General features: G+C 33.5%; 19 protein-coding genes. 9 read left to right on the forward strand and 10 right to left on the reverse strand.

Annotated features, from left to right (window positions below):
* Positions 1–3: 3 nt before the first annotated feature.
* The 8 genes from hemW to X926_RS05905 are packed head-to-tail and all read right to left on the reverse strand — an operon-like array spanning position 4 to position 9,559.
* Positions 4–1,146, reverse strand: a complete 1,143-nt coding sequence (gene hemW / locus X926_RS05870) for a radical SAM family heme chaperone HemW (protein ID WP_158245204.1) — start codon at positions 1,144–1,146, stop codon at positions 4–6.
* Entirely contained in the window at positions 1,136–1,927 is a 792-nt protein-coding gene (locus tag X926_RS05875) for a hypothetical protein (protein ID WP_103065378.1), read from the reverse strand. The genes hemW and X926_RS05875 overlap by 11 nt, the downstream gene beginning before the upstream one ends.
* A 23-nt stretch (positions 1,928–1,950) precedes the next feature.
* Positions 1,951–3,387 carry an Asp-tRNA(Asn)/Glu-tRNA(Gln) amidotransferase subunit GatB gene (gatB, locus tag X926_RS05880; RefSeq protein ID WP_369973682.1) on the reverse strand — a complete coding sequence of 479 codons (1,437 nt, stop codon included), beginning with the start codon at positions 3,385–3,387 and terminating at the stop codon, positions 1,951–1,953.
* The gene (gene gatA / locus X926_RS05885; RefSeq protein WP_199171186.1) at positions 3,377–4,738 is read right to left on the reverse strand and encodes an Asp-tRNA(Asn)/Glu-tRNA(Gln) amidotransferase subunit GatA; all 1,362 of its coding nucleotides are present in this window, start codon (positions 4,736–4,738) and stop codon (positions 3,377–3,379) included. Before gatA ends, gatB begins: the two co-directional genes overlap by 11 nt.
* Before the next feature lie 27 nt (positions 4,739–4,765).
* Positions 4,766–5,446 carry a rhomboid family intramembrane serine protease gene (locus tag X926_RS05890; RefSeq protein WP_103065381.1) on the reverse strand — a complete coding sequence of 227 codons (681 nt, stop codon included), beginning with the start codon at positions 5,444–5,446 and terminating at the stop codon, positions 4,766–4,768.
* Positions 5,447–5,482: 36 nt separating this feature from the next.
* Positions 5,483–7,915: a phenylalanine--tRNA ligase subunit beta gene (gene pheT, locus X926_RS05895; RefSeq protein ID WP_103065382.1), complete on the reverse strand. Its 2,433-nt coding sequence runs from the start codon at positions 7,913–7,915 to the stop codon at positions 5,483–5,485.
* A gap of 45 nt (positions 7,916–7,960) precedes the next feature.
* The gene (locus X926_RS05900; RefSeq protein ID WP_103065383.1) at positions 7,961–8,995 is read right to left on the reverse strand and encodes a phenylalanine--tRNA ligase subunit alpha; all 1,035 of its coding nucleotides are present in this window, start codon (positions 8,993–8,995) and stop codon (positions 7,961–7,963) included.
* Between the two features lie 57 nt (positions 8,996–9,052).
* Positions 9,053–9,559, reverse strand: coding sequence for a hypothetical protein (locus tag X926_RS05905; protein ID WP_012208065.1), 507 nt, complete (start codon positions 9,557–9,559; stop codon positions 9,053–9,055).
* Positions 9,560–9,848: 289 nt separating this feature from the next.
* Here X926_RS05905 and X926_RS05910 point away from each other — a divergent pair, with 289 nt between their 5' ends.
* The 8 genes from X926_RS05910 to X926_RS05945 all read left to right on the forward strand — a co-directional run bounded on the left by X926_RS05910 (position 9,849) and on the right by X926_RS05945 (position 18,787).
* Positions 9,849–10,493 (forward strand): ATP-binding cassette domain-containing protein, encoded by a 645-nt coding sequence (locus X926_RS05910; RefSeq protein WP_012208066.1) that lies wholly within the window; start codon positions 9,849–9,851, stop codon positions 10,491–10,493.
* Positions 10,477–11,268 (forward strand): ABC transporter permease, encoded by a 792-nt coding sequence (locus tag X926_RS05915; RefSeq protein WP_012208067.1) that lies wholly within the window; start codon positions 10,477–10,479, stop codon positions 11,266–11,268. The genes X926_RS05910 and X926_RS05915 overlap by 17 nt, the downstream gene beginning before the upstream one ends.
* 53 nt (positions 11,269–11,321) lie before the next feature.
* Positions 11,322–12,470, forward strand: a complete 1,149-nt coding sequence (locus tag X926_RS05920; protein WP_103065384.1) for an MFS transporter — start codon at positions 11,322–11,324, stop codon at positions 12,468–12,470.
* 59 nt (positions 12,471–12,529) lie between these two features.
* On the forward strand, positions 12,530–12,820 hold the full coding sequence (locus X926_RS05925) for a PadR family transcriptional regulator (RefSeq protein WP_233186693.1): 291 nt from the start codon (positions 12,530–12,532) through the stop codon (positions 12,818–12,820).
* 112 nt (positions 12,821–12,932) lie between these two features.
* Positions 12,933–14,183 (forward strand): glutamate-5-semialdehyde dehydrogenase, encoded by a 1,251-nt coding sequence (locus tag X926_RS05930; RefSeq protein WP_012208070.1) that lies wholly within the window; start codon positions 12,933–12,935, stop codon positions 14,181–14,183.
* A gap of 1 nt (position 14,184) precedes the next feature.
* A complete protein-coding gene (proC, locus tag X926_RS05935) occupies positions 14,185–15,009 on the forward strand; it encodes a pyrroline-5-carboxylate reductase (RefSeq protein ID WP_103065385.1) in 825 nt (274 codons plus the stop codon).
* Complete coding sequence (purB, locus tag X926_RS05940) at positions 15,002–16,297, forward strand: adenylosuccinate lyase (protein ID WP_041534192.1); 1,296 nt, start codon at positions 15,002–15,004, stop codon at positions 16,295–16,297. Before proC ends, purB begins: the two co-directional genes overlap by 8 nt.
* A gap of 117 nt (positions 16,298–16,414) precedes the next feature.
* Positions 16,415–18,787 (forward strand): Lon protease family protein, encoded by a 2,373-nt coding sequence (locus X926_RS05945; protein ID WP_012208073.1) that lies wholly within the window; start codon positions 16,415–16,417, stop codon positions 18,785–18,787.
* Between the two features lie 49 nt (positions 18,788–18,836).
* On the opposite strand, the gene X926_RS05950 is transcribed toward X926_RS05945, so the two are convergent.
* Positions 18,837–20,336: a carboxypeptidase M32 gene (locus X926_RS05950; protein WP_103065386.1), complete on the reverse strand. Its 1,500-nt coding sequence runs from the start codon at positions 20,334–20,336 to the stop codon at positions 18,837–18,839.
* 234 nt (positions 20,337–20,570) lie between these two features.
* Here X926_RS05950 and lnt point away from each other — a divergent pair, with 234 nt between their 5' ends.
* On the forward strand, positions 20,571–22,046 hold the full coding sequence (lnt, locus tag X926_RS05955; protein ID WP_158245205.1) for an apolipoprotein N-acyltransferase: 1,476 nt from the start codon (positions 20,571–20,573) through the stop codon (positions 22,044–22,046).
* Between the two features lie 2 nt (positions 22,047–22,048).
* Here the strand turns inward: lnt and X926_RS05960 are convergent.
* On the reverse strand, positions 22,049–23,094 hold a 1,046-nt coding region (locus X926_RS05960), incomplete at its 5' end, for a 2-hydroxyacid dehydrogenase (RefSeq protein ID WP_233186694.1).

Below are 23,094 nucleotides of genomic sequence, written 5' to 3' on the forward strand. Positions count from 1 at the left end.
CCCTTAAGTTGGAGATATCTCTAATAACTTCTCAAAAACAAACCTTGAAAAATTTAAGCCTTTTGTAGTTAATTTAATAGAATCATCAATAGATATATACTCTTCCAAATTCTTTTTTAACTGATTTAAGACATTGTCAACCAAATTTTTGGGGAACCTTTGTACCAAAGAATCATAGGTTATTCCCCTTGTTAGTCTCAAAGACATAAAAAGGGTCTCTAACAATTCAGTAAACTCATCATTCACATTTTTTGTGTCGTATGGAAGTTCATCATTATTTAATTTTGTAATATATGCTTTAACATCTGAAGTATTGACATATCTTTCGTTGTTGATATGCCCTCCTGCGGAAACCCCAAATCCTACATAATCTAGGTTATACCAATAAAATTTATTGTGCATACATTCTTTGTTGGGTAGAGACCAACTTGAAATTTCATATCTGTTATATTCTAATTTTTCCAATTGATCATAGATATAATCAAGAAGTTCATATACAAAGTCTTCATCCGGAAGTTTCATTTCCTTGGTTTCAAGAAAATGTTTTAAAGGAGTATCGTGTGAAGAATCCAATAAATAATAAGAAATATGAGAGGGTTTCATCTTTTCTATAAACTCTAAATTACTATTAACCGTTTCAAAATTTTCATAAGGTAATCCAAGAATAAAATCCACATTTATATTATCATAAAAAGATGCCAAAAGTTTATAAGATTCTAAGCCTATATTAAAATCATGGGCTCTTCCCACGGTTTTTAATATCTTATCAGAAGTACTTTGGAACCCCATAGATATTCTGTTAATCCCTATCTCTTTGTAAAGTTGTACTTTTTTCTCATCAACACTTTCTGGATTTACCTCTATCGTGAATTCCTTTAAATCAGATAAATCCATATTTTCTTGTAATGAACGAAAGGTTTGCAAAATAAATTCTTCCTCAGTAAAAGATGGGGTCCCACCTCCAAAATAAATCGTTCTAACTTTTCTATCTTTTAATTTTTTACCTTTCAAAGTGATTTCTTTGTATAATGCATTAAAATATTCTTCTTTTAAGGATAAATCGGTTGTAGATACATAGTCACAATACAGGCATCTCCTCACACAAAAAGGTATGTGTAAATATAATGCAATATAATTAGAATTCAAAAAACAAACCTCCTCCTTTTTCGTTGAACGAAAAAAGTAGAGGCAACTTAAGATTTTCATTATAAATATAAAATTCGTAAAAAAAGTCTTGACCAAAAGCTATTCTTGTACCAAGATGCAACTGCTGATCGAATATATTCATTGGAACTGAAAATCCAATATTTGGGTACCATTTTTGTTGTATTAACGCTGCTCCTACGTCGATTGTATCTACATAGTAGCTGTCTAGGTTAACGAGAGGAACATTTAAATAGAAACCATTTGAATAACCTAAACTAATTGGTATTTCTATAGGCCTATATATTCGAGCTTTTACTTCAAATAGATTTATATTTTTATTGTTAAAAAGAAATAAATTTCCTATAGCATATGAAGGGGCATTGAACTTAGCTTGAGTGAAGTTATATATATCGTGGTCGACATTTTTAACCTCAACTCTTTGAAAATTTTTTACTGTCAAAACTCCTAAAAAATTATTTTCAAGTTTGTACTCATATCCTACACCAAATTCACTGTTGTATACTGGTACATTCACAAACACATTAAAAAAAGACTCTCCAGTTTTCAGTTTTATCGTCCTGTTGAAGAGCTTATTTTCTATATATAAAGAGTGGTAATCGGAATAACCGATCTCTAATCCAAAATCTTCAAAAGACGATGTAGACAGTGTAAAGGTCGCACCTTTATTTTCTATCTCTGGACCGAAGGGAGTGTACCCTACATAAGATAAAAGTATTGTTGAAATAAACATAAAAAATCCGATAAAATACAATTTTCTCAAGGATCATCACCTCGTGATGATTTTCAATTATCTTCAAGTAATTCATTGAGTATTTCGTTCGTTTTTTGAGGGTTAGCTTTGCCCTTTGTTTGCTTCATAACTTCGCCAACAAAAAATCCTAAAAGTTTCTTTTTACCATTCTTATACTTTTCAACACTATCGGGATTTTCTTTTAAAACATTTTCAATTATTTTTCTTAACTCATCTTCATTTTCTATTTGTTTTAAGCCTTTCTTTTCAACGATCAGTTTGGGGCTATCACCTGTTCTATACATCTGGGGAAAAATATCTTTAGCGATCTTTGTTGAAATTGTATTTGTATCTAAAAGCATTTTTAATTCCGCAAAATGCTCGGGTTTAATTTTTACATTTTCGATACTATCCTCATTTTCTTTCATCTCTCTTAATAACTCAGTTAAGATAAAATTACTAACAAATTTGGCATCCTTAGTCAATTCTACGCATCTTTCATAATAATCAGCTAACTCTTTGTCTGAAGAGAGAATTTGTGCGTCATATTCAGGTATGTTGTACTGTGCAACAAACCTTTTAGTCTTCTCTTCTGGCATTTCCGGAATGAGTTTTTTTACGGTTTCAATAAGTTCATCGTTCAAAATTAGGATGGGGAGATCTGGTTCAGGAAAATATCTGTAGTCCATCTCTTCTTCTTTTGTTCTCATCGAAAATGTCTCTTTTTTGTTGGCATCCCACCCTCTCGTTTCTTGTATTAACTCTCGACCTTCTTCTAAATTATTAATAATCCTATCTCTTTCATATTCTAACGCTTTTTCTACAAATTTGAATGAGTTTATATTCTTAATTTCTACCCTTTTACTTATTTCTTCGTTTTTTTGGTTGAGAATAGAGATATTTGCATCACATCTCAAAGCTCCTTTTTCCATATCACCCGTTGAAATATCAGCGTATCTAAGCAAATTCCTTAATTTCTCCATAAATATCCTTGCCTGTTTAGGAGTCTCTATATCCGGCTCGGTTACAATTTCTAAAAGAGGTATGCCTGCCCTATTAAAATCAATTAAACTTTCTTGAGCATAGGAAATCTGATCCCCTTCATGAAGCATCTTAGCCGTATCTTCTTCCATATGCATCCTTCTTATTCCTATCTTTTTGCCTTCAACGTCTATGTATCCTCCACTTACTATGGGATGAAAATACTGCGTAATTTGATAACCCTTTGGCAAATCGGGGTAAAAATAATTCTTTCTATCGAACCTAGAAAACTTATTTATACGTCCATTTAATATTAATCCAGCTTTTATCGCAAGTTTAAGTGCTTCCTCGTTTAATACCGGCAACGTTCCAGGTTGGCCTGTACATACTGGACAAATATTAATATTCGGCTCAGCTTCATAATGCTCTGTACTACATGAACAAAAGGCTTTGGATTTTGTTAGTAATTGGACGTGTATTTCTAATCCTATAATGGTTTTATACATAATTTTTCAACTCCCTGGAGGTCTCTTTAAAGAAATTGTCTGCTATAGTTAATAATTCCTCATCCTTCATATATCGACCAATGAATTGTATACCAAAAGGTAACCCTTGGACATCACCAAAGGGAATACTTATGGCAGGTGATCCATTTAAATTCGCAGGGATTGTAAAAATATCCATTAAATAATAATCTAAAGGTTTTAACTTTTCCCCTATCTTTGGTGGGAGAACAGGAGATGTGGGGGTCATTATCAAATTATAATCGTTTAAAACTTCCTTTATTTTGTCACTTAACAATTTTCTTACTTTTGAGGCTTTTGAGTAATATTGATCGTAATAAAGAGAAGATAGATTAAAAGTTCCCATCATTATTCTTCTTTTTACTTCCATGCCAAAACCAACTTCTCTAGTAGATTTATACATTCTATTCAAACCTAAGGCATCGTTCCTCAACCCATATTTGACACCATCGTATCTTGAAAGGTTGGATGAGGCTTCAGCAGGGGCTATTATATAATAAATTGCTACTGAATATTCAAGTTCCGGTATGTCTTTTACGTCAACTATTGCTCCTTTGCTTCTCAAAAAGTTAATAGCCCTTTCAAATTGTTTTATTACATTATTATCTGCATTTTCATGGTAAACAACCTTTGGAATGCAAATTTTGGTTTTGGATAAATCTATATCTACATCTTTTACGAGATCTTTATCGTGCTCCAACGTGGTTGAATCCTTGGGATCTTTTCCTTTCATAATTTCTGTAACAGTTCTAACGTCCTTAACATTATTTGCAAAAACACCTATTTGATCCAATGAAGATGAAAAAGCGGTTAAACCGTATCGTGATATCATACCGTATGACGGCTTAAATCCAACAACACCACAAAAAGCGGCAGGTTGTCTTACTGAGCCTCCGGTATCGGATCCCAGAGAAAATGGAACGTACCCTGCTGCTACAGCTGCAGCTGAACCTCCACTACTACCCCCCGGGACTCGTGCCAAATCCTTAGGATTTCTTACAGCTCCAAAGGCTGAATGTTCGTTGGTATTACCCATGGCAAACTCGTCCATATTAGTTTTCCCTACCACTGTAAAACCTGCCTTTAAAAGTTTTTCAACGGCAGTTGCGGTATAAGGAGAATTATAATTTTCAAGGATTTTAGAACCGTTTGTTGTTTTAGTTCCTTCAACTAAAATGTTATCCTTGACCAAAAAAGGTATGCCAAAATAGTCGCCATCTTTATTCCCTTCTACCTTTTCTATTCTCAAAACTGAATTTATTTCTTTATCATTTTCATAAATCTTTTTGATACTTTCTTCTATGACATTTTTACCAACCAAATCATCTATGGTCAAATACATCACCTCAAAAAAGAGTTTTAATTAAAATATGTAGTATCTAAAATCGAATATCAAAAGTAAAACAAAACTTGCAATAATTAATCCGTAAGACAAGTAAGAAAGCGTTCTCCACCCTTGGTAACTCCTCTTCGTGTACCTTATAGGTGTTAACCAACCAAAGGTAAAACCTATTCCTAATCCTCCTAAATGGGCAAAATTGTTTATATTAGCACCTGGTAAGAATCCCCAGATCACGTTTATTAAGATAATTGGGAGTAAAGCGGTCCCTGTTACAGGTCTCAATATAGTTGGGGTATCGTGCCTAAATCCCGCCCCAAAAAGTAGTCCTATCAATCCGAATATCGCACCTGATGCTCCTACAGAGATTGCACTAGGTAAAAATAAGTGGGTTAAAAGATTACCAAAAATACCTGATAACATGTATATTGAGATAAATCTTTCTTTTCCATAAGCCCTTTCAACTATGTTACCCACGTAAAATAAAGCGATCATATTGAAAAATATGTGAAATAACCCACCATGAACAAACATTGATGTAATCAATCTGAACCATTCTCCGGCTGTGATTAAATTACCCAATTGTGCACCAAAAAGTATGTATATACGTGGGTTAGAAAAAGCGCTAAAACCACCAAATAAAAACATCATTATAAATATCAAAACATTCAACATTATTAAGTAACTCGTGACATTTCTTTGCATCTCTTTCTCCTTTCTTTGTCTATGTGTATGGTATGCCTAGGATTCTCGAAGTTTGATCCCTTTATTGTTCAAACTTTCTAAAATAGATCTTTCGACTTGATTGACTTCTTCTTCTGTCAAAGTTTTATTTTCTGATCTATAAACTATCGAAACGGTAATACTTGTTTTATCTTCTTCTATATTTTTTCCTCTGTAAACATCAAAAATTTTAAAATCTTCTACGATATCTGCCACACTTATTATTATTTCTTGAATCTCTTTAAATTCGATGTTTATAGGAACAATCATAGAATACTCTCTTTTAATAGCAGGAAAATCTACTTTTCTGAATTCCCTTTTTATTTCTTTCTTACCTTCAAATATTTTATCCAAATTTATCTCACAGATATATATAGGGTCTTTTATTTCGTAATAATTATCGGCTATCACCGGATCAAGTAGACCTAAAAAACCAATTTCTTCGTTGTTGATAAATAGACGAGCACTTTGAGCTTTCAAAAAACCAGGTTGATCACTTCTTACGTATTCTACTTTCACATGAAATTCATTTAATAAGTTTTCTAAAGCACCTTTTACAGAATAAAATGTAACCTCTCTCTTATCCGTGAAATCATCATTATTTTCTCTCCCTGTTGACACAAAGGCGAGATTAGTAAACTCCTTTGCACCTGTTTCACTGTCTTTATCTGCTTGGAAAACTTTATCAATTTCGAACATTTTTATATCTTTTGTTTGGTTTCTATAATTAAAAGAAACTGAATCTAACAAACCATATATCAATTTGGATGACATGTATTCTAATTCTGAGGAGATAGGATTAATCAATCTTAACTCCAATTCGTTTTCCATCCACATTCTGTTGCCATTGTTCAACGGAAAGGTCTTTGCCTCATGATAACCGTTAGCCAACATAATATTCGCTACTTTCTCTTTAAAAGAAACAAAATCTCTCTTACTTCCTATCAATCCATTTAGATTTGGGAAAGCAGGCTGAATTTTTGAGTAACCGTAAACTCTACCAACCTCTTCAACGAGATCAATATCTTGGGTAATATCTGGCCTTTTTGTGGGAATAGAAACGTTCCATTCTTCATCTATTATATCCCAAGGTAAATCAATCATCTTGACTACATCTTCCATTGCCTTCTGCTGCGAACTTTTTTCCACTATTGTGAAAGAGAAATCTAATTTTTTTAATATTTGTTCAATTTCTTTTTCTGCTAAGTCTTTCCCCAACCTATCGTTTATAAAACTTTTTTTAATCAATATTTCTTTATTTTCTATAGGCTTAGGATATATATCCGTTGTAGCTCCTTCTACCTTTCCTCCTGCCAATTCGTTAATCAATTTAATCAATCTCCCCATAACCATCTCACTATCGTTTGGATCAACTCCTCTTTCAAAACGATACGAAGAATCAGAGGTTATCTTATGGTAAGTAGAGGACTTTCTTATATTGACAGGATCGAAATGGGCAACTTCTAATAAGATATCTTTCGTATTTTCATTGATGCCGCTTAATTCTCCCCCCATTATGCCACCAAGTGCAATTATGTTGTCACCATCGGTTATAAGTGTTTCTTCCCCTTCCATGGTGTACTCTTTACCATCCAAAAGCAGGATTTTTTCGCCTTTTTTAGCTTTTCTAACTACTATTTGGTCACCTATAAGATCTAAATCGAATGCATGGATGGGGTGACCTGTCTCTAACATTACATAGTTTGTTATGTCTACAATATTATTTATACTTCTTATTCCTGACCTTCCTAACCTTTTAACCAGCCACATTGGGGATGGACCAACTTTTATATCTTTTACAATTGTTGCCATATATCGATTACATTTTTCATATTCTATTCTTACCGGAAACCCCTCACCCTTACTAATTTTTATATAGTCAGGTAAATTAAATCCCACACCACAATCTATTGTTTCTAACTCTTTGGCAACACCTAAGTAAGACAGTAAATCAGGCCTATTGGGAAGTATATCTAATTCCAAAATTTGGTCATAAAGATCAAAAAATTTTACAAAATCCGTTCCATTCGGAACGTCATCCACTATTCTGTAAATTTTATCCGCATCCCCAGATATACCTAATTCCTTCAAAGAACACATCATTCCCTCAGAGATAACTCCCTTGAATTCTCGTTCTTCTATTTTTATATTGTTTGCTAAAGTTGCCCCAGGAAGTGCAACTGGAACTTTTTCTCTAATCTTAACTGTAAGATCCCCGGTGACTATATTTTTGATATCTTTCCCTACGTCTATCTTACAAACTACTAAATTATCAGCATTTTCAAGTGGGGTTATTTCCATAATCTCTCCAACTGTTATATTATTAAGATTATTCCCCGTTTTTTCAAAACCTTCTACATCTACCGAATGGAGTTTTATTTCTTTTACTAATTCTTCGATATTTTTTGTGACTTTTATATAATCTTCAAGCCAATTTAAAGATACTTTCATCGTTACCTCCCTCTAAAATTTTGCTTGCCAATGACGGATAATTGATTATGAATTTTCTATAAACCTAATGTCGTTTTTGTATAATTCTCTCATATCTGGAATGTTATATTTCAACATCGCTACTCTTTCAATCCCCATTCCAAAAGCAAAGCCTTGCCATACTTTTGGATCGTAATTAACGCTTTGAAAAACGTTTGGATGAACTAAACCGGCTCCCAATATTTCTATCCATCCGGTATTTTTACAAACATTACACCCTTTCCCTCCACAAAAGATACAACTGATATCTACCTCAAAACTTGGTTCGGTAAAAGGGAAATAGCTCGGGCGCAACAATACAGAAACTTTATTTCCAAAAAATTTTTGAGCAAAAACTTCAAGATACATTTTTAAATGGGAAACTGAAACATTTCTATCAATATAGAGCCCTTCTACCTGATGAAAAACCGGGGAATGAGTGGCGTCTAATTCATCTTTTCTGTATACCCTTCCCGGGGATATTATAGCCAAGGGGGGCTTACTTTTCAACATAGTTCTCACTTGAACGGGAGAAGTATGCGTCCTTAAAAGCTTTTCTTTGTCCAAAGACAAATAAAAAGTATCCTGCATTTCTCTGGCAGGATGCCATTCAGGAGTATTAAGTGCGTCAAAATTGTACCAAGAATTTTCAATTTCTGGACCTTCAGCTACCGAAAAACCCATTCCAATGAATATTTCTTCTATTTCTTTCCTTGTTTTTGTGATCAAATTCTCTTTTCCTATCTTTCTACGAGCCCCAGGAATCGTAATATCAACCCAGTTTTTTTTCTCCTTTTCTTCTCTTTCTTTTTCTTTCAACTCACTTAACTTCTCATCAAAAAGGGTTTCTAATTCTTCTTTTAGTTCATTTACACTTTTACCATACTCTTTTTTTAATTCTACATCATCGATATCTTTAAGACTGTTCATTAGAGACTTGATTAAACCTTTCTTACCTAAATATTTAGATTTTAGATTTTGAAATTCCTGCATATCTGTTATTTCTTGTATTTCTCTTTTTAAAGTACCTATGATTTCATCTCTGTCTATTGTTAAAGCCATCAAAATCCTCCTAAATTTTAAAAATTTTAGCTTTGAAAAGTGGTTTTTTCTGAATTATCATTTGAAATAATCTTTTGATCCAGATATGATAGGTTCTCCCAACATATTAACTACTCTGTCTGTGGTAGCTTGCAATAGTTCAAAAGAATCACTTATCACTAATATACTGCAATCCTTTCTATAATAAGAAATGATCGTTGAAATGTCAGAAAGCTCGTCGTAATTAATATCACACTTTTTTGCTCCTATAAATATCAAATGACGCCTTTTAGGTTTGTTTTTAAGTATGTTGTATATGCTATCTTTCCAAATTTGAGGAACCACTATATGAGTAAAAGATCTTCCCACCCAATTCATACCATTTGCAAGAAATCCATTTATTTTAACTTCCTTTGCGTACTTTTCAGGTTCAGAAATTAATTTAAAGAAATACGATGTCATTAATTCAGTCTCACTGGTATATAAACCTAACGAATTACCTTTTTCCAACTTAATCTCTGGAAAGGTGATAGAAGGTTGTACAATATCCAGCATGATGCTATTTGAAATTTCCTCTTCAATCACCTTGCACACCTCTTTTTATCATTTTTTGAATCTCTCAAAGCACTTATCTATTAAAGCTATTTTAAGACACTATTATCTAATTTATAAAGAACTACTTTTAATTGTAATCAGGTACAAAGGCATAACAATTTTTTCAGTGAATTGATTAATACCAATAGTTATCCCTCCAAAAGAAAATTATACCATAACAATAGAAAAAACTGACATCTTTATTGACAATTTGAAAAAAAGAGTTATAATTACAATATCGATTTCCGATATCGACATTAGATATAAGGAGGGAATAATTTTGATCGAATTTAAAAATGTTTCAAAAAAATTCCAAGATAAGTACGTTCTAAGAAATTTTAATCTCAAGGTTCAAGAAGGGAGTAAAACTCTTATCTTTGGAAAATCCGGAATTGGAAAAACCACTATTTTTAGATTACTTTTAGGATTCATTAAACCAGATGAAGGACAATTACTATACAAAAATGAAGAGTTGAATGGTAAAAATGTATGGGATTTAAGAAGAGATGCTGTGTACATCGGGCAGGAATTAGATATTTCTGATGGAACCGTAAGAGAAATAATTCGTACTATATTGAATTATAAAATAAATCTCAAAGTACCTTTTGAAGAATCAAAATTAATAAAATTATTTGATTTTTTTGAACTACCAGCAAATATTTTAGATAAAGACTTCCAATCTCTTTCAGGTGGTGAAAAACAAAGAGTTTTGATATCTATTTTTACACTTTTAAACAAAAAATTATACTTACTAGATGAGATTACCTCTTCTTTAGATAGAGAAATGAAAAATAAAGTCATAGAATATTTACTATCAAAAAAAGAGTGGACTTTGATTGCAATATCTCATGATCAGGAATGGTTAAATAAAGAAGGTTTGAACATAATAGAAATGGGAGGGAATAATAATGGAACCTACAACTGATATTTCTTTATTTTCACTTGCAATGGCGTATTTGTTAATATTTTTCCCCATTATCTTGAGTTATATTTTTAATTTAAAAATTACCCGAGATACTTTAATTTCAACATTCAGAATGAGCATTCAGCTTTTCATCATGTCTTTAATTTTAGTATATCTTTTCCAATTTGATTATACATGGTTGAATATAGGCTGGTTATTTTTTATGATTTCTTTTGCTGTATTTCGAGTTATTGGTAGCAGCGGTTTAAATTTCAAAAGGTTCGTTTGGCCAGTATTTTTTGCCCTTGGTATTTCTAATTTTATTGTACTCTTTTACTTCGATTTTATAATTTTAAGATTGGATGATATTTTCACCGCAAGATATTTCGTTGTCCTAGGTGGAATGCTCTTAGGTAACGCTTTAACAGGAGATATTATTGGAATTAGTAATTTTTATAAAGATATAGAAAGAAATAAACAACGATATTTTTTTGCTTTGGGAAATGGGGCTACCGTTTATGAAGCCACACTTCCATATTTAAGGAACGCATTAATATCTGCCCTTAGACCAACCATAGCAAGTATGGCTACAGTTGGAATCGTGTATCTGCCTGGAATGATGACAGGTCAGATTTTGGGAGGTGCATCTCCACAAACAGCTATAAAATACCAAATTGCCATATATGTAGCTATTTTAACATCGGTTTCTCTTTCTGTAACCTTAACGATATTATTCACAATGAAAAGTAGCTTCGATGAGTATGGGATACTTCGCCAAGATATCTTTAAAAAATAAGCAAAGGAAGGTGTTCTAAAACGAAAAAAACAGCTATTGGTTTTATAGTTGCTATGGGAATTGTGAGTTTATTCGCAGACATCACACATGAAGGAGCAAGAAGTTTAATCGGTCCTTATTTAGGTTTATTAGGAGCAAGTGCTACAGCGGTGGGAATCATTTCAGGTTTAGGTGAGTTCATAGGTTATGGTTTAAGGTTGTTAACGGGTTATTTAAGCGATAAAACTCATAGATATTGGCTTTTCACATTTTTAGGTTATGGAATGGATCTATTTGCTGTTCCTTTATTGGCTCTTGCCGGAAGATGGGAAATAGCAGCCATGCTAATAATTATGGAAAGAACAGGAAAAGCTATAAGAAAGCCTTCGAAAGATACCCTTATGTCTTATGCAGCACGAAATGTGGGAAGTGGTAAAGGATTTGCCATAGCAGAGGTCCTTGATCAAATTGGAGCTGTCTCAGGGCCTGTTATTTTAAGTTTGATTCTATTATTCAAGTCTGGAGATGAGTTAACGAATTACCGATTCGCATTTGCAATATTATTGATACCTGCATTGATTACTTTAATTTTGTTGTTGATTAGTAGATTGAACTTTCCACAACCCGAGAAGTTTGAAGTGAAAGAGGAGAAGATCAACTTTGAGGGAATATCAAAATCGTACTGGTTGTATTTAGTAGCCATTTCCCTGATTGCTGCAGGTTTTGCGGATTTCCCTTTGTTGGCGTTCCATTTTCAAAGAATTGATATTTTCAATTCAACTATGATACCTTTTATGTATGCGATAGCTATGGGCGTGGATGCTATTTCTGCATTGATCTTCGGCTTCCTTTACGATAAAGTCGGAGTTACAAGTCTTATAATTGCCTCCAGCCTCTCAATATTCTTTTCACCCTTTTCATTTTTATCTGAATCTTCACTGTTAGTGATTTTAGGTGTTATTTTGTGGGGAATCGGAATGGGTGCCCAGGAATCCATTTTAAAATCTGTAGTAGCCGATATCGTCACCCCTGAGAAAAGAGGAACAGCATATGGTTTTTTTAACGCTATCTTTGGCCTTTTTTGGTTCATAGGTAGTGCAGTTATGGGAATCTTGTACGATCGCGCAATCGTGAGTTTGGTTGTCTTTTCCATGATAGTAGAAAGTGCAGCCGTTTTCACTCTTTTTCTGCTTAAATCTAAGCTTGGCAACCCTCTAAATTAAAAAGAAAGGGGGAAATAATCATAAAAGAATCAAAAGATTATATTGAAAAGAATAAATATTTGAATAAAATCTTGAATGGTTTGATTCAAATACATATATTGCACCATTCACAAAAAGCTCCAATCTATGGAAGCTGGATGATTTATGAATTAAAAAGGCATGGATACAATATTAGCCCAGGTACTTTGTATCCTTTATTACACAAGATGGAGAAAGAAAATCTTCTGAGTAAAAGAATTGAAATAGTAGAAGGTAAAAAAAGAATATACTACTCTATTACGAGCCAAGGAGAAAACTTATTAAAGGAATTAAAGGCAAAAGTAAAAGAACTATTTCATGAAATAATATAATTATATAAAAAAGGTGAGATTTGCCTTTACTTTCACATTCAAAAAGTTATGATATAATTAAAAAACATAGAAAAAAGAACGGGGAAAAGATCGACAGAGGGAGGGTATAATAGTGAATTTACAGGAATATGTCTTAAATAAGGCAAAAAAGGCTAAAGATACTTCAAGAAAATTTAGCTCCTCTTCCGAAACAGATAAGATCAGAATTCTTAACTATATTTCGGAAGAGCTAATGGCCAATAAAAACTATATAATATCAGAAAACCAAAAGGATGTCGAATCGGCTAAAAACACTGGGATGTCAAGCAGTCTTTTAGATAGATTGTTACTGAACCAGGAAAGAATCACCAAAATGGCTGAAGGTGTCCAAAAAGTCGCACAACTTCAAAGTAGTGTGGGCAACATCTCTCAGATGTGGAAAAGACCAAACGGCTTGATGATTGGAAAGATGGTAGTTCCTTTAGGGGTAATCGCCATTATATATGAAAGCAGACCAAATGTAACAGTAGATGCAGCTGCTTTATGTATAAAATCTGGTAATTGTGTGGTATTAAGAGGTGGTTCTGAAGCGATTCATTCTAACAATGCCTTAGTAAAAATTATCCACCAAGCTATTGAAAGAGCTGGTTTCTCAAAGGATATAGTGCAGTTCATTGAGATTACAGATAGGAAAGCCGTTGATGAATTGATGAAACTGTACGAATACATCGATGTTTTGATACCTCGAGGCGGACCATCTTTAATTAAAAATACCGTTGAAAATTCTATGATCCCTGTTATACAAACGGGGGCTGGAAACTGTCACGTTTATGTTGATAGACAAGCAGATCTCGAAAAGGCACTAAAAATCGTTGAAAACGCTAAAATAAGCAGACCATCAGTATGTAACGCCGCAGAAAAATTGTTGGTTCACAAAGATATAGCGGAAGAGTTTCTACCAAAAATATATACACTCTTTGAAAAGAAAGTAGAATTAAGAGGTTGTGAAAAAACCTTGAAAATAATACCTCAAATGAAAGCGGCACAAGAAGAAGACTGGTCAACTGAATATTTAGATTACATAATGGCAGTAAAAATTGTTGATAGCACTGAAGAAGCGATAAACCATATAAACAAGTACAGCACAAAACATTCTGAAGCCATTATAACCGAAAATTATACGATCGCTCAAAAATTTCTAAACGAAATAGACTCTGCTGCGGTTTATGTCAATGCTTCTACGAGATTTACCGATGGTGAAGAGTTCGGTTTTGGTGCAGAAATGGGAATAAGTACACAAAAATTACATGTTCGAGGACCGATTGGAATCAACGAGTTAACGACCACCAAATATATTATCTTGGGAAACGGGCAGGTTAGATAGTATGAATGAAAAACTGTGTGTAATAGGATTGGGAAAAATGGGGAGCACTTTAGTAAAAGGTCTAATCCAAACAAAAACACTTAAAAGAGAACAAATAATCGGAACAGATCTCTTTGAATACGATTCTGAAAAAAATTCTAATTACTCCGACATAAAAACTATCTCGGATAACGCAAAAGCGGTGAAAGAATCCGACATCGTTCTTTTAGCTGTGAAACCACAAGTAATAGATAAAGTTCTGGAAGAAATAAGCCCTTTTTGTGAAGATAAGATAGTTATATCAATAGCTGCAGGAGTAAGTCTGCGTCATTTGGATAAAGCTTTACCAACTTCATCAAAGATAATAAGAGCTATGCCTAACACCCCTATTTTAGTTGGTGAAGGCGTTATTGCTATAAGTAAAAAGAAGAATGTTCACGAAAATGATTTGAGAACGGTTAAGGAGATTTTGGAAAGCGTTGGAAAGGTATATTTGGTTGAAGAGGATATAATGGATGCGATAACGGCTTTAAGTGGGAGCGGACCAGCATATGTCTATATGATGATAGAGGCTTTATCCGACGGCGGTGTCCTGATGGGTTTACCTAGAGAGCTTTCCACTGAATTTGCCGCAAGAACATTACTTGGCGCTGCAAGGATGGTTTTAGAGACAGGAAAACATCCTGGAGAGTTAAAAGATATGGTTACTTCCCCAGGAGGCACAGCAATTAAAGGAATAGAAGTTTTAGAATCTCATGGTTTACGAGGCATCCTTATGGACGCAGTAAAAGAAGCAACTATAAGGTCAAAAGAACTTAATTCACAAAGGGGTGTGGATGTTGATTGAAAGGTACTCTCTTTCTCCAATTAAAGACATTTGGACTTTAGATGCCCAGTATAAAAGATGGCTTGAAGTAGAAATAGCTGTAATAGAAGCCTTTGAAGAACTTAACCTTGCTCCCAAAGGCACATCCCAAAACATTCGACAAAAAGCAAAATTAGACGTTCAAAAAATATTAGACACAGAAAAAATAGTGGATCATGACGTGATAGCCTTTATAAAAGTGGTAACTGAAGACATGGGAGATGAGGCAAGATACTTTCACAAGGGTTTAACATCATCAGATGTTGTCGATACAGCTTTATCCTTAGCTATAAAAAGAGCAGAAGAGATTATTCTTGATGAGCTAACTCAATACATAGCTAACCTCAAAAAATTAGCTGTGGATCATAAGTATACTATTATAGTTGGAAGAACCCATGGGGTACACGCTGAGCCAACATCTTTTGGATTAAAAATTTTAGGATTTGTTGCGGAAGAAGAAAGAAACAAAGAAAGATTAGAAAAGGCTATAGATAACATTTCCCAAGGAAAACTCAGCGGGGCGGTTGGAAATTATGCTAACATAGAACCAAAAGTAGAGGAAATCGCTTTGAAAAAACTCAATCTCAGACCTTGTAAAGTATCTACTCAAGTTTTACCAAGGGATCTTCACGCTGAATTTTTCAGTGTTTTAGCTATGATAGGAAGCAGTATAGAAAGACTTGCCATAGAAATCAGGCACCTTCAAAAAACAGAGGTCCTGGAAGTAGAAGAACCTTTTAAAAAAGAGCAACGGGGCTCTTCAGCGATGCCACATAAGAAAAACCCCATATTGTGCGAAAGGTTGACCGGGATGTCAAGAATGCTAAGATCTTATCTATCTTCTGCTTATGAGAATATCTCCTTATGGCACGAAAGAGATATTTCTCATTCGTCTGTAGAAAGGGTGTTTATACCGGATGCAACCATGCTTACTTACTATATGTTGAATAAAGCAAATTACTTAGTTGAAAACTTAGTGGTTCACAAAGATAGAATGAAAGAAAACATAGAAAAATCGTATAATTTAATTTATTCTCAACGGGTATTGCTGAAGTTAGTTGAATTAGGGGTAAGTAGAGAGGAAGCTTATAAAATAGTTCAAGAAAACGCTATGAAAGCTTGGAATGAAAGGCGTGATTTTAAAGCAATTTTATTGGAAGATAATAGAGTAAAGGCAAAATTATCAGATAAAGAAGCATTTGAAGATATATTCTCACCTGATTATTATCTAAAAAATATAAATGAAATTTATGAAAGGTTTGAACTTTAGTAGAGGGCTGCAGGCCCATTCCTTAGAAGGGTGGGGAGCGGGGCGAAGGGGCCGCTATTAAACAAGTTTTTAGAATTTTTAACAACGGTAAAAGTGCAAATAATGGAGGCGTAGATAATGAAACTAACTTTAAGTGATTTTGAAATTAAAATCCCAGATATCAAAATCGATAACACTTCAGAAATAAAAATTGGTTCTTATCAAGATTACACCATACAAACGGATGCTTGTGAAATTTTACAATTTGCCTTGGAAAGCAGCAACGATTCAAACAATGTTTTCTTAGTTGGTCCAAATCGTAGTGGTAGAAGAGGTATGACTCGAAAGATAATCGAAAGAATATCGTTAACTCAAAAAGCTCCTCAAGATCTTATGTATGTTTTTAATTTTAAGGAAGAAAAGAAACCCAAGTTGTTGAAACTGCCCGCCGGAGAAGCCAAAAATTTCAAATCTGAATTGCAATCTATTATTAATTCCTCTGTACAAGTTTTAAATAAAACGATGCAGACAGAAGAATTTCAACAAAGGTTAAGTTCGTTAGAAAAAGAATACAACGAGCAGAGGGAAAAATTGTGGTCAGATCTGAGAAAACAGGCTCAAGCTCTTGGTTTTATACTTGAGGCTTCTGAAAAAGGTATAGTGAGCGTTCCAGTGTACGATGGCAAAAAAATAAGCACCTCTGAGTTTGAAAATCTTCCGGAAGAGATAAAAGAGTATTTTCGAAAAAATTCCGAGAAGTTGCGAGAATTAATTGAAAAAACAATGGTAAAGATCACGGAGATGGATAAAGAATACTGGGAGGAAGTTAAAAACTTACGACGTTACTGGGCAGCTTTTAGCTTAGCTAAGCTTTTCGAACCCCTTGAAAAGAAATATCTCAAATATTCTGATGTTTTTGAATACCTTCAAAACTTGAAAGAGGACATAGCTTCTCACCTATCCCAATTAACTTCCGAAAATCAAAATCTAATAACTTATCTTAAAGAAAAAAGATACAATGTCAACATTATAGTGGATAATTCTTATCTACAAGGTGCACCTGTGATAGAAGAAGACAATCCCACTTTTTCAAATTTAGTTGGTAGAATAGAGTATTATTCCCAAATGGGACTCCTTCAAACGGATTTTACAATGATAAAATCTGGAGCTTTTCACAGGGCAAACGGTGGTTATCTAATAATGGAAGCAGAAAAAGTTTTAAGAAAACCTTACGCGTGGGAGGTAATTAAAAGGTTTTTATCGGAGAAAGAAGTAAAAATTGAAAATATTCAAACCGCTGAAGGCTATTCGAGTGTTGAAAGTTTGGAACCAGAACCTTTATCTTTAACCGTTAAAGTGATTCTCATAGGAGAAGAATGGGTGTACAATTTATTAAGAGTTTACGATAGCGAATTCGAAAAACTTTTTCCCATAAAATCACAATTTGACTATGAGGCAGAGTTAAGCAACGAGAATTTAAATAAATTTTTAGCTTTCTTAAGCAACACAGTGGAAGAAAACGATATCTCACACTTTACAAAAGATGCGATTGAAGAGATTATCAAGTACAGTTGTAGGATGAATGGAAACAACAAAAGGTTCTCCTTAAGATTGGGGGAAATTAAGAATCTACTAATAGACTCTTTCAACATTTCACGGAAAAATGGATCAAGCCCATACATAACCGCCAAAGATATAAAAGATACTACAAAGTTTAGAGAAAAAATGTTTTCCTTTCATAAGAAAAAATTATTTAATGCGATAAAAGAACAAAAGATTGACATAAGAACTGAAGGCTCTGAAGTCGGACAAATAAATGGATTGACTGTTTTGGATACAGGAGATTTCACCTTTGGGCATCCCGTCAAAATAACAGCAAAAAGTTACAGATCCTCTTCTGAAAAAATCATAAACATACACAGGGATATCGATTTAAGCGGGAAAATATACAAAAAATCCTCATTGATCATAGAAAACTATTTCAAACATAAATTTTCTTCTTTCATAGAAACAGGTTTCGGTGTATCTTTAAATTTTGAACAAGTTTATTCTATCATCGAAGGAGACAGCGCTACAATAGCAGAAACGCTGGCTTTAATGTCTTCCATAGCTAACATTCCATTGAAACAAAATATTGCCATCACCGGATCTATGAATCAAAACGGAGAAGTTTTGCCAGTTGGAGGAATAATCGAAAAAATTGAAGGATTTTACGACGCCTGTAAAAATCTCAATTTTACTGGAGATCAAGGGGTGATTATTCCAAGTAAAAATATCGATAATATCGTATTGAAAGACGAAATAAATGAAGATATACAAAATGGAAAGTTCCATATTTGGGCTATTGATAATATAGATGAAGGGATCGAACTAATGACAGATTACAAAGCAGGGACACCAAATGAAAACGGTGAATACGAAGAAGGCACATTTTATTACTATGTAAGTGAAAACCTCAAGAAATTATCAAAAGAGGAGAAAAAAGAAAAAGACGAAAAAGATAACAAATAGCTGTGATTAATTTTAAAATCCCCCATCGTATATAGATGGGGGATTTTAATTATAAACCATAAATTGCAGAAAACTTTTCTTTTATATACTCTACAAAATATTTGGGATTAAGAGTTTCACCTGTAACCTTTTTCAAAAGTTCTTCTGGTTCGTACATTTTACCGTACTTATGGACATTCTCAACCATCCAGTTCAAAACTTCTTTTGAATCTCCTTTTTCTATTTGAGATGGATAATCTTTTAGATCTTTTTTCAATTTTGAGAACAATTGAGCACTGTAAAGATTACCCAACATATATGAAGGAAAATAACCAAATTGTCCATTTGACCAATGAACATCTTGCAAAACACCTACTGCGTCGTTTGCCGGCACAATACCTAAATATTCTTTCATTTTATCGTTCCATACCGTTGGAAGTTCATTTACTTTTATTCTATCGTTTATCAGTGCTTCTTCGATTTCAAATCTCAGCATAATATGAAAGTTGTAAGTTACTTCATCTGCCTCAGTTCTGATGAAATCTTTTTTAACTATATTAACACCTTTATACAGCTCATCACTACTTATTCCTTCAAAAGATGGGAAAATATCTTTTAACTTTTTAGAAAAGAAAACCCAAAAATGAGGCCCTCTTCCTATAATATTTTCCCAAAATCTTGATTGGGATTCATGCACAGCCATAGAAGCACCTTCATCCAAAGGAGTCTCTGAAAATTCCTCAGGGATATGAAGTTCGTATAAAGCATGTCCACCTTCGTGCATAGTTGAAAATAAAGAATATCTCAAATCTTTGTTGTTGTATCTTGTTGTAATTCTTACGTCTTTTGGACCAATTTTTGTTGTGAAAGGGTGAGCAGACATGTCCATACGTCCAGAATCGAAATCGAAATTCATAAATTTTAACGCTTCCAGGGATAACTCTTTTTGCTTATTTACGTCGAAATCTCCTTCAAAGAAATCGTATCTTGGTTCTTTTCCCTTTTCTAAAAGCTCTTTCAGAAAAGGTAGTAGATACTCTTTTAAATAATTTATTGTACCTTTCACCGTTTCTGTTTTCATTCCAGGTTCGAATAAGTCTAAAAGAGCATCGTATCTATTTTTTTCATATCCCAAAGCCTCTGCTTGCTCTTTTTCTAAAGATACGACTTCTTGCAAATAAGGCTCAAATAAAGAAAAGTTATTTTCCTCCCTGGCTTTTTTCCAAAAATGACCTGCTTTTGAAGTCGTTTCGGCTAATTTTCTGACAAGCTGTGGAGGTAACTTTTTAAACTTATCGAAATCTTTCTTGGTTACTCTTACCATTGCTTGATCAATTTCACTCAATTCATCATAATTTTCCTTCTTTGAAAAATAATCCAAAAATTCACCCATCTGATCAGAAACAGACATTCTAAAAAGTGCCTCCATAAGTTCTCCCAAAGCTTTAGAACGATACTCAAAAGCATTGTTGGGAGCGTTAGTTTCTAAATCCCAGTGCATGAGTGCGATAGCCTGACTGTATCTTGAAATCTTGGCTTGAAACTCTTTAAATTCTTCCAATTTAGACATCTTTTTACCCCCTCTTACATAAATTTTTTCACTCTTTAGATATTCTAAAACTTGTTATAGCGCCCCTTTGCCCCGCTCCCCACCCTTAAGGATAAAGGAGTAACACAAATTTTGTTAGTTATCCTTATTATATCAGATTTCTTGAACTATCACAAAGTTTGCTGTATAATATTGTAACGACAACATAATTATACAAGAAACAAGATTTTCAAAATATAATCCATGGGGGTATATATGAAATATCTACTTACTTTAATTTCAGGTGTTTTAACCGGTTTGGCTATGCCGGGTAATTTATTTTCTTTTTTCATCTGGTTTTCATTGGTTTTCTTTCTTAGAAACATAGCCAGATCAAAAACTCATTATGAAAGATTACTTCATACGATAATATATTCCTCTTCCATGCTTGTAACTACTCTTTGGTGGCTGCTTCCTACTTTGTCTAAAAATATACCCCAAATTTTAAAAAATTATTCTTCAATAGTAGGTTTTTTTGGATACGTTGGAATGATAATACTTTTAATGATACCTTACCTCATCATTTGGCTGTTATCAGAACTTTACCATCGAAAAGATAGGCAATACAATTATCTTTCTTTGGTTTTTTTCTATTCTTTTGCCTACACTGTTGCGGAAATTTTGAGGGGTTTTGGAGATTTGGCTTTTATGGGAGGAAATTTATCCTACGCCCTTTACGATCATACAGGGATAATACAAATTGCCTCAATTATAGGGTCTTTTGGTCTAACTTTTATCATAGTTTTTGTCAATGCCCTGATTGCTTTCGATAATTCACGTGATAAGGTATTTAAAATTCTTGCTATATTTACTACTATATACATTTCTAACTTTGCTATAGTGAGGTATCTACCTCCCATTAATGGCACAAACGATTCCATAAAAGTTGGAGTCGTTCAAACGAATGTTCCTCAAGAGATAAAATACTCCTCAAATCCAATACAAGATTATTCAACTTTTTCTAAGAATATCGAAGAATTTAAAAATAGGGATGTGGATGTAGTAGTTTTTCCAGAATCAACTTTTCTTGAAGACATCTCAAAATCAGAAATAGAAAGTCAAATGGTAAGAGACATTCAAAACTTATACAAACCTGTAATATTAGGACACCCAAGGATAGGAAACGATAACCATTTTAACTCTGCCTGGGTGTATAACCCACATGGGAGTATTGAGGGTATCTACGATAAGGTTAAATTAACACCATTTGCCGAATTTTTACCGTATGAAACTATATTTGGAAACTTTGATGTTTTTAGATTATTAAACTATTATACCCCTGGGGAAGATTACCTAACCTTTTCATTGAACGAAACTGATATTGGAGTACAAATATGTTTTGAAACCTATTTCCCGGAAGTCGCAATTAATCAAGCTAAGAATGGAGCAAATTTATTGATTGCAATATCTAACGACGGTTGGTTTAATTCGAAAACAGGCCTGTTTCAACACTTCAGTCAGGGCGTTTTTAGAGCAGTAGAAACGAGAAGAGATTTCATCCAGGTTTCAAATACAGGCTTAACCGGCTCAATCGACAAATATGGAAGAATTACCAACATATTTGAATCCAAAGAAGAAAAAACGGGAATCTTTTTTGTCAATCCAAACGATAACATCTCTTTTTATTCTAAGGCTTCAGATATATTAAAAATCTTATTTTTTATCGGAGCTCTTCTGCTTGCAATTCTTTAAATTCAGTATCCAAATTCTAAATCAATTAAGTCTTTTGCCGTACCATCTTTTAGAAAACTTTTTATATTTTCTACAGTTTCATCGATACTGTACTTTGTAGCTTCAGTGTTATAGCCTCCAACATGTGGAGACAAAACAACGTTATCAAAGGTATGAACTGGGTAATTAGCTGGCAAGATCGATGGCTTTTCTTTGGAAGGATAATTGTACCAAACATCTATAGCGGCTCCAGCTAATTTTTTAGATTTCAAAGCCTCGTATAGTGCCTTTTGATCTATAACATCACCTCTTCCAACATTTATTATGTATTTGCCAGTCATCTTATTAAACACCTTTTCGTCGATAAGACCTTTTGTATATTTCGTCAAGGGCAAAGTTACGAATACAATTTCACTTTTTTCTATTACATAATCTAAATTGGAACTAATCTCATCCACATTTTCAATATCTATATTTGCGTTTCTTTTATAACCAACAATTTTACAGTCAAAGGTTTTAAGCATTTGTGCAAGATTTTTTCCTATATTGCCTAACCCCAATATTGCACAACTTTTGTTCTGAATAGATACCCATGAATCTTTAACGCTTTCTCCGGCACTAAATCCATGCCAAATTCCTTCTTTTAAATCGTTATGATAAGGTACAATTTTTCCAAGAAGAGCTAAAGCAAGAGTAAAAGCCCTTTCTGCAACTATTCTCGCATTACCATGACTATTTGCAACGCTAATGCCTTTTTCTTTAAGTATTTCTAAAGGTAATTGGTTCACTCCAGCATAGGGAACAAAAATTATTTTCAAATTCTTTGATTTTCCCAAGACGTTCTCGTCCAAGTCTCCACCAAACACTATTGCATCTGCAACTTCCATTGCATCTTCAATATTGCTGATTTCATCACTATCTAAAAATTCATCGTTGGGAAATAATTTCTTCAATTCACTAATTTTTTCTCTCCAATACGAGTTTAACTTGTTCATAAACAATACTTTCAATTTTTTTAATACCCCCTCAAAGTGATTAATTTTACTATCTTTAGCGCCCCTTCGCCCCG

The organism is Petrotoga sp. HWHPT.55.6.3, from assembly GCF_002895495.1.
GTDB classification, from domain to species: domain Bacteria; phylum Thermotogota; class Thermotogae; order Petrotogales; family Petrotogaceae; genus Petrotoga; species Petrotoga mobilis.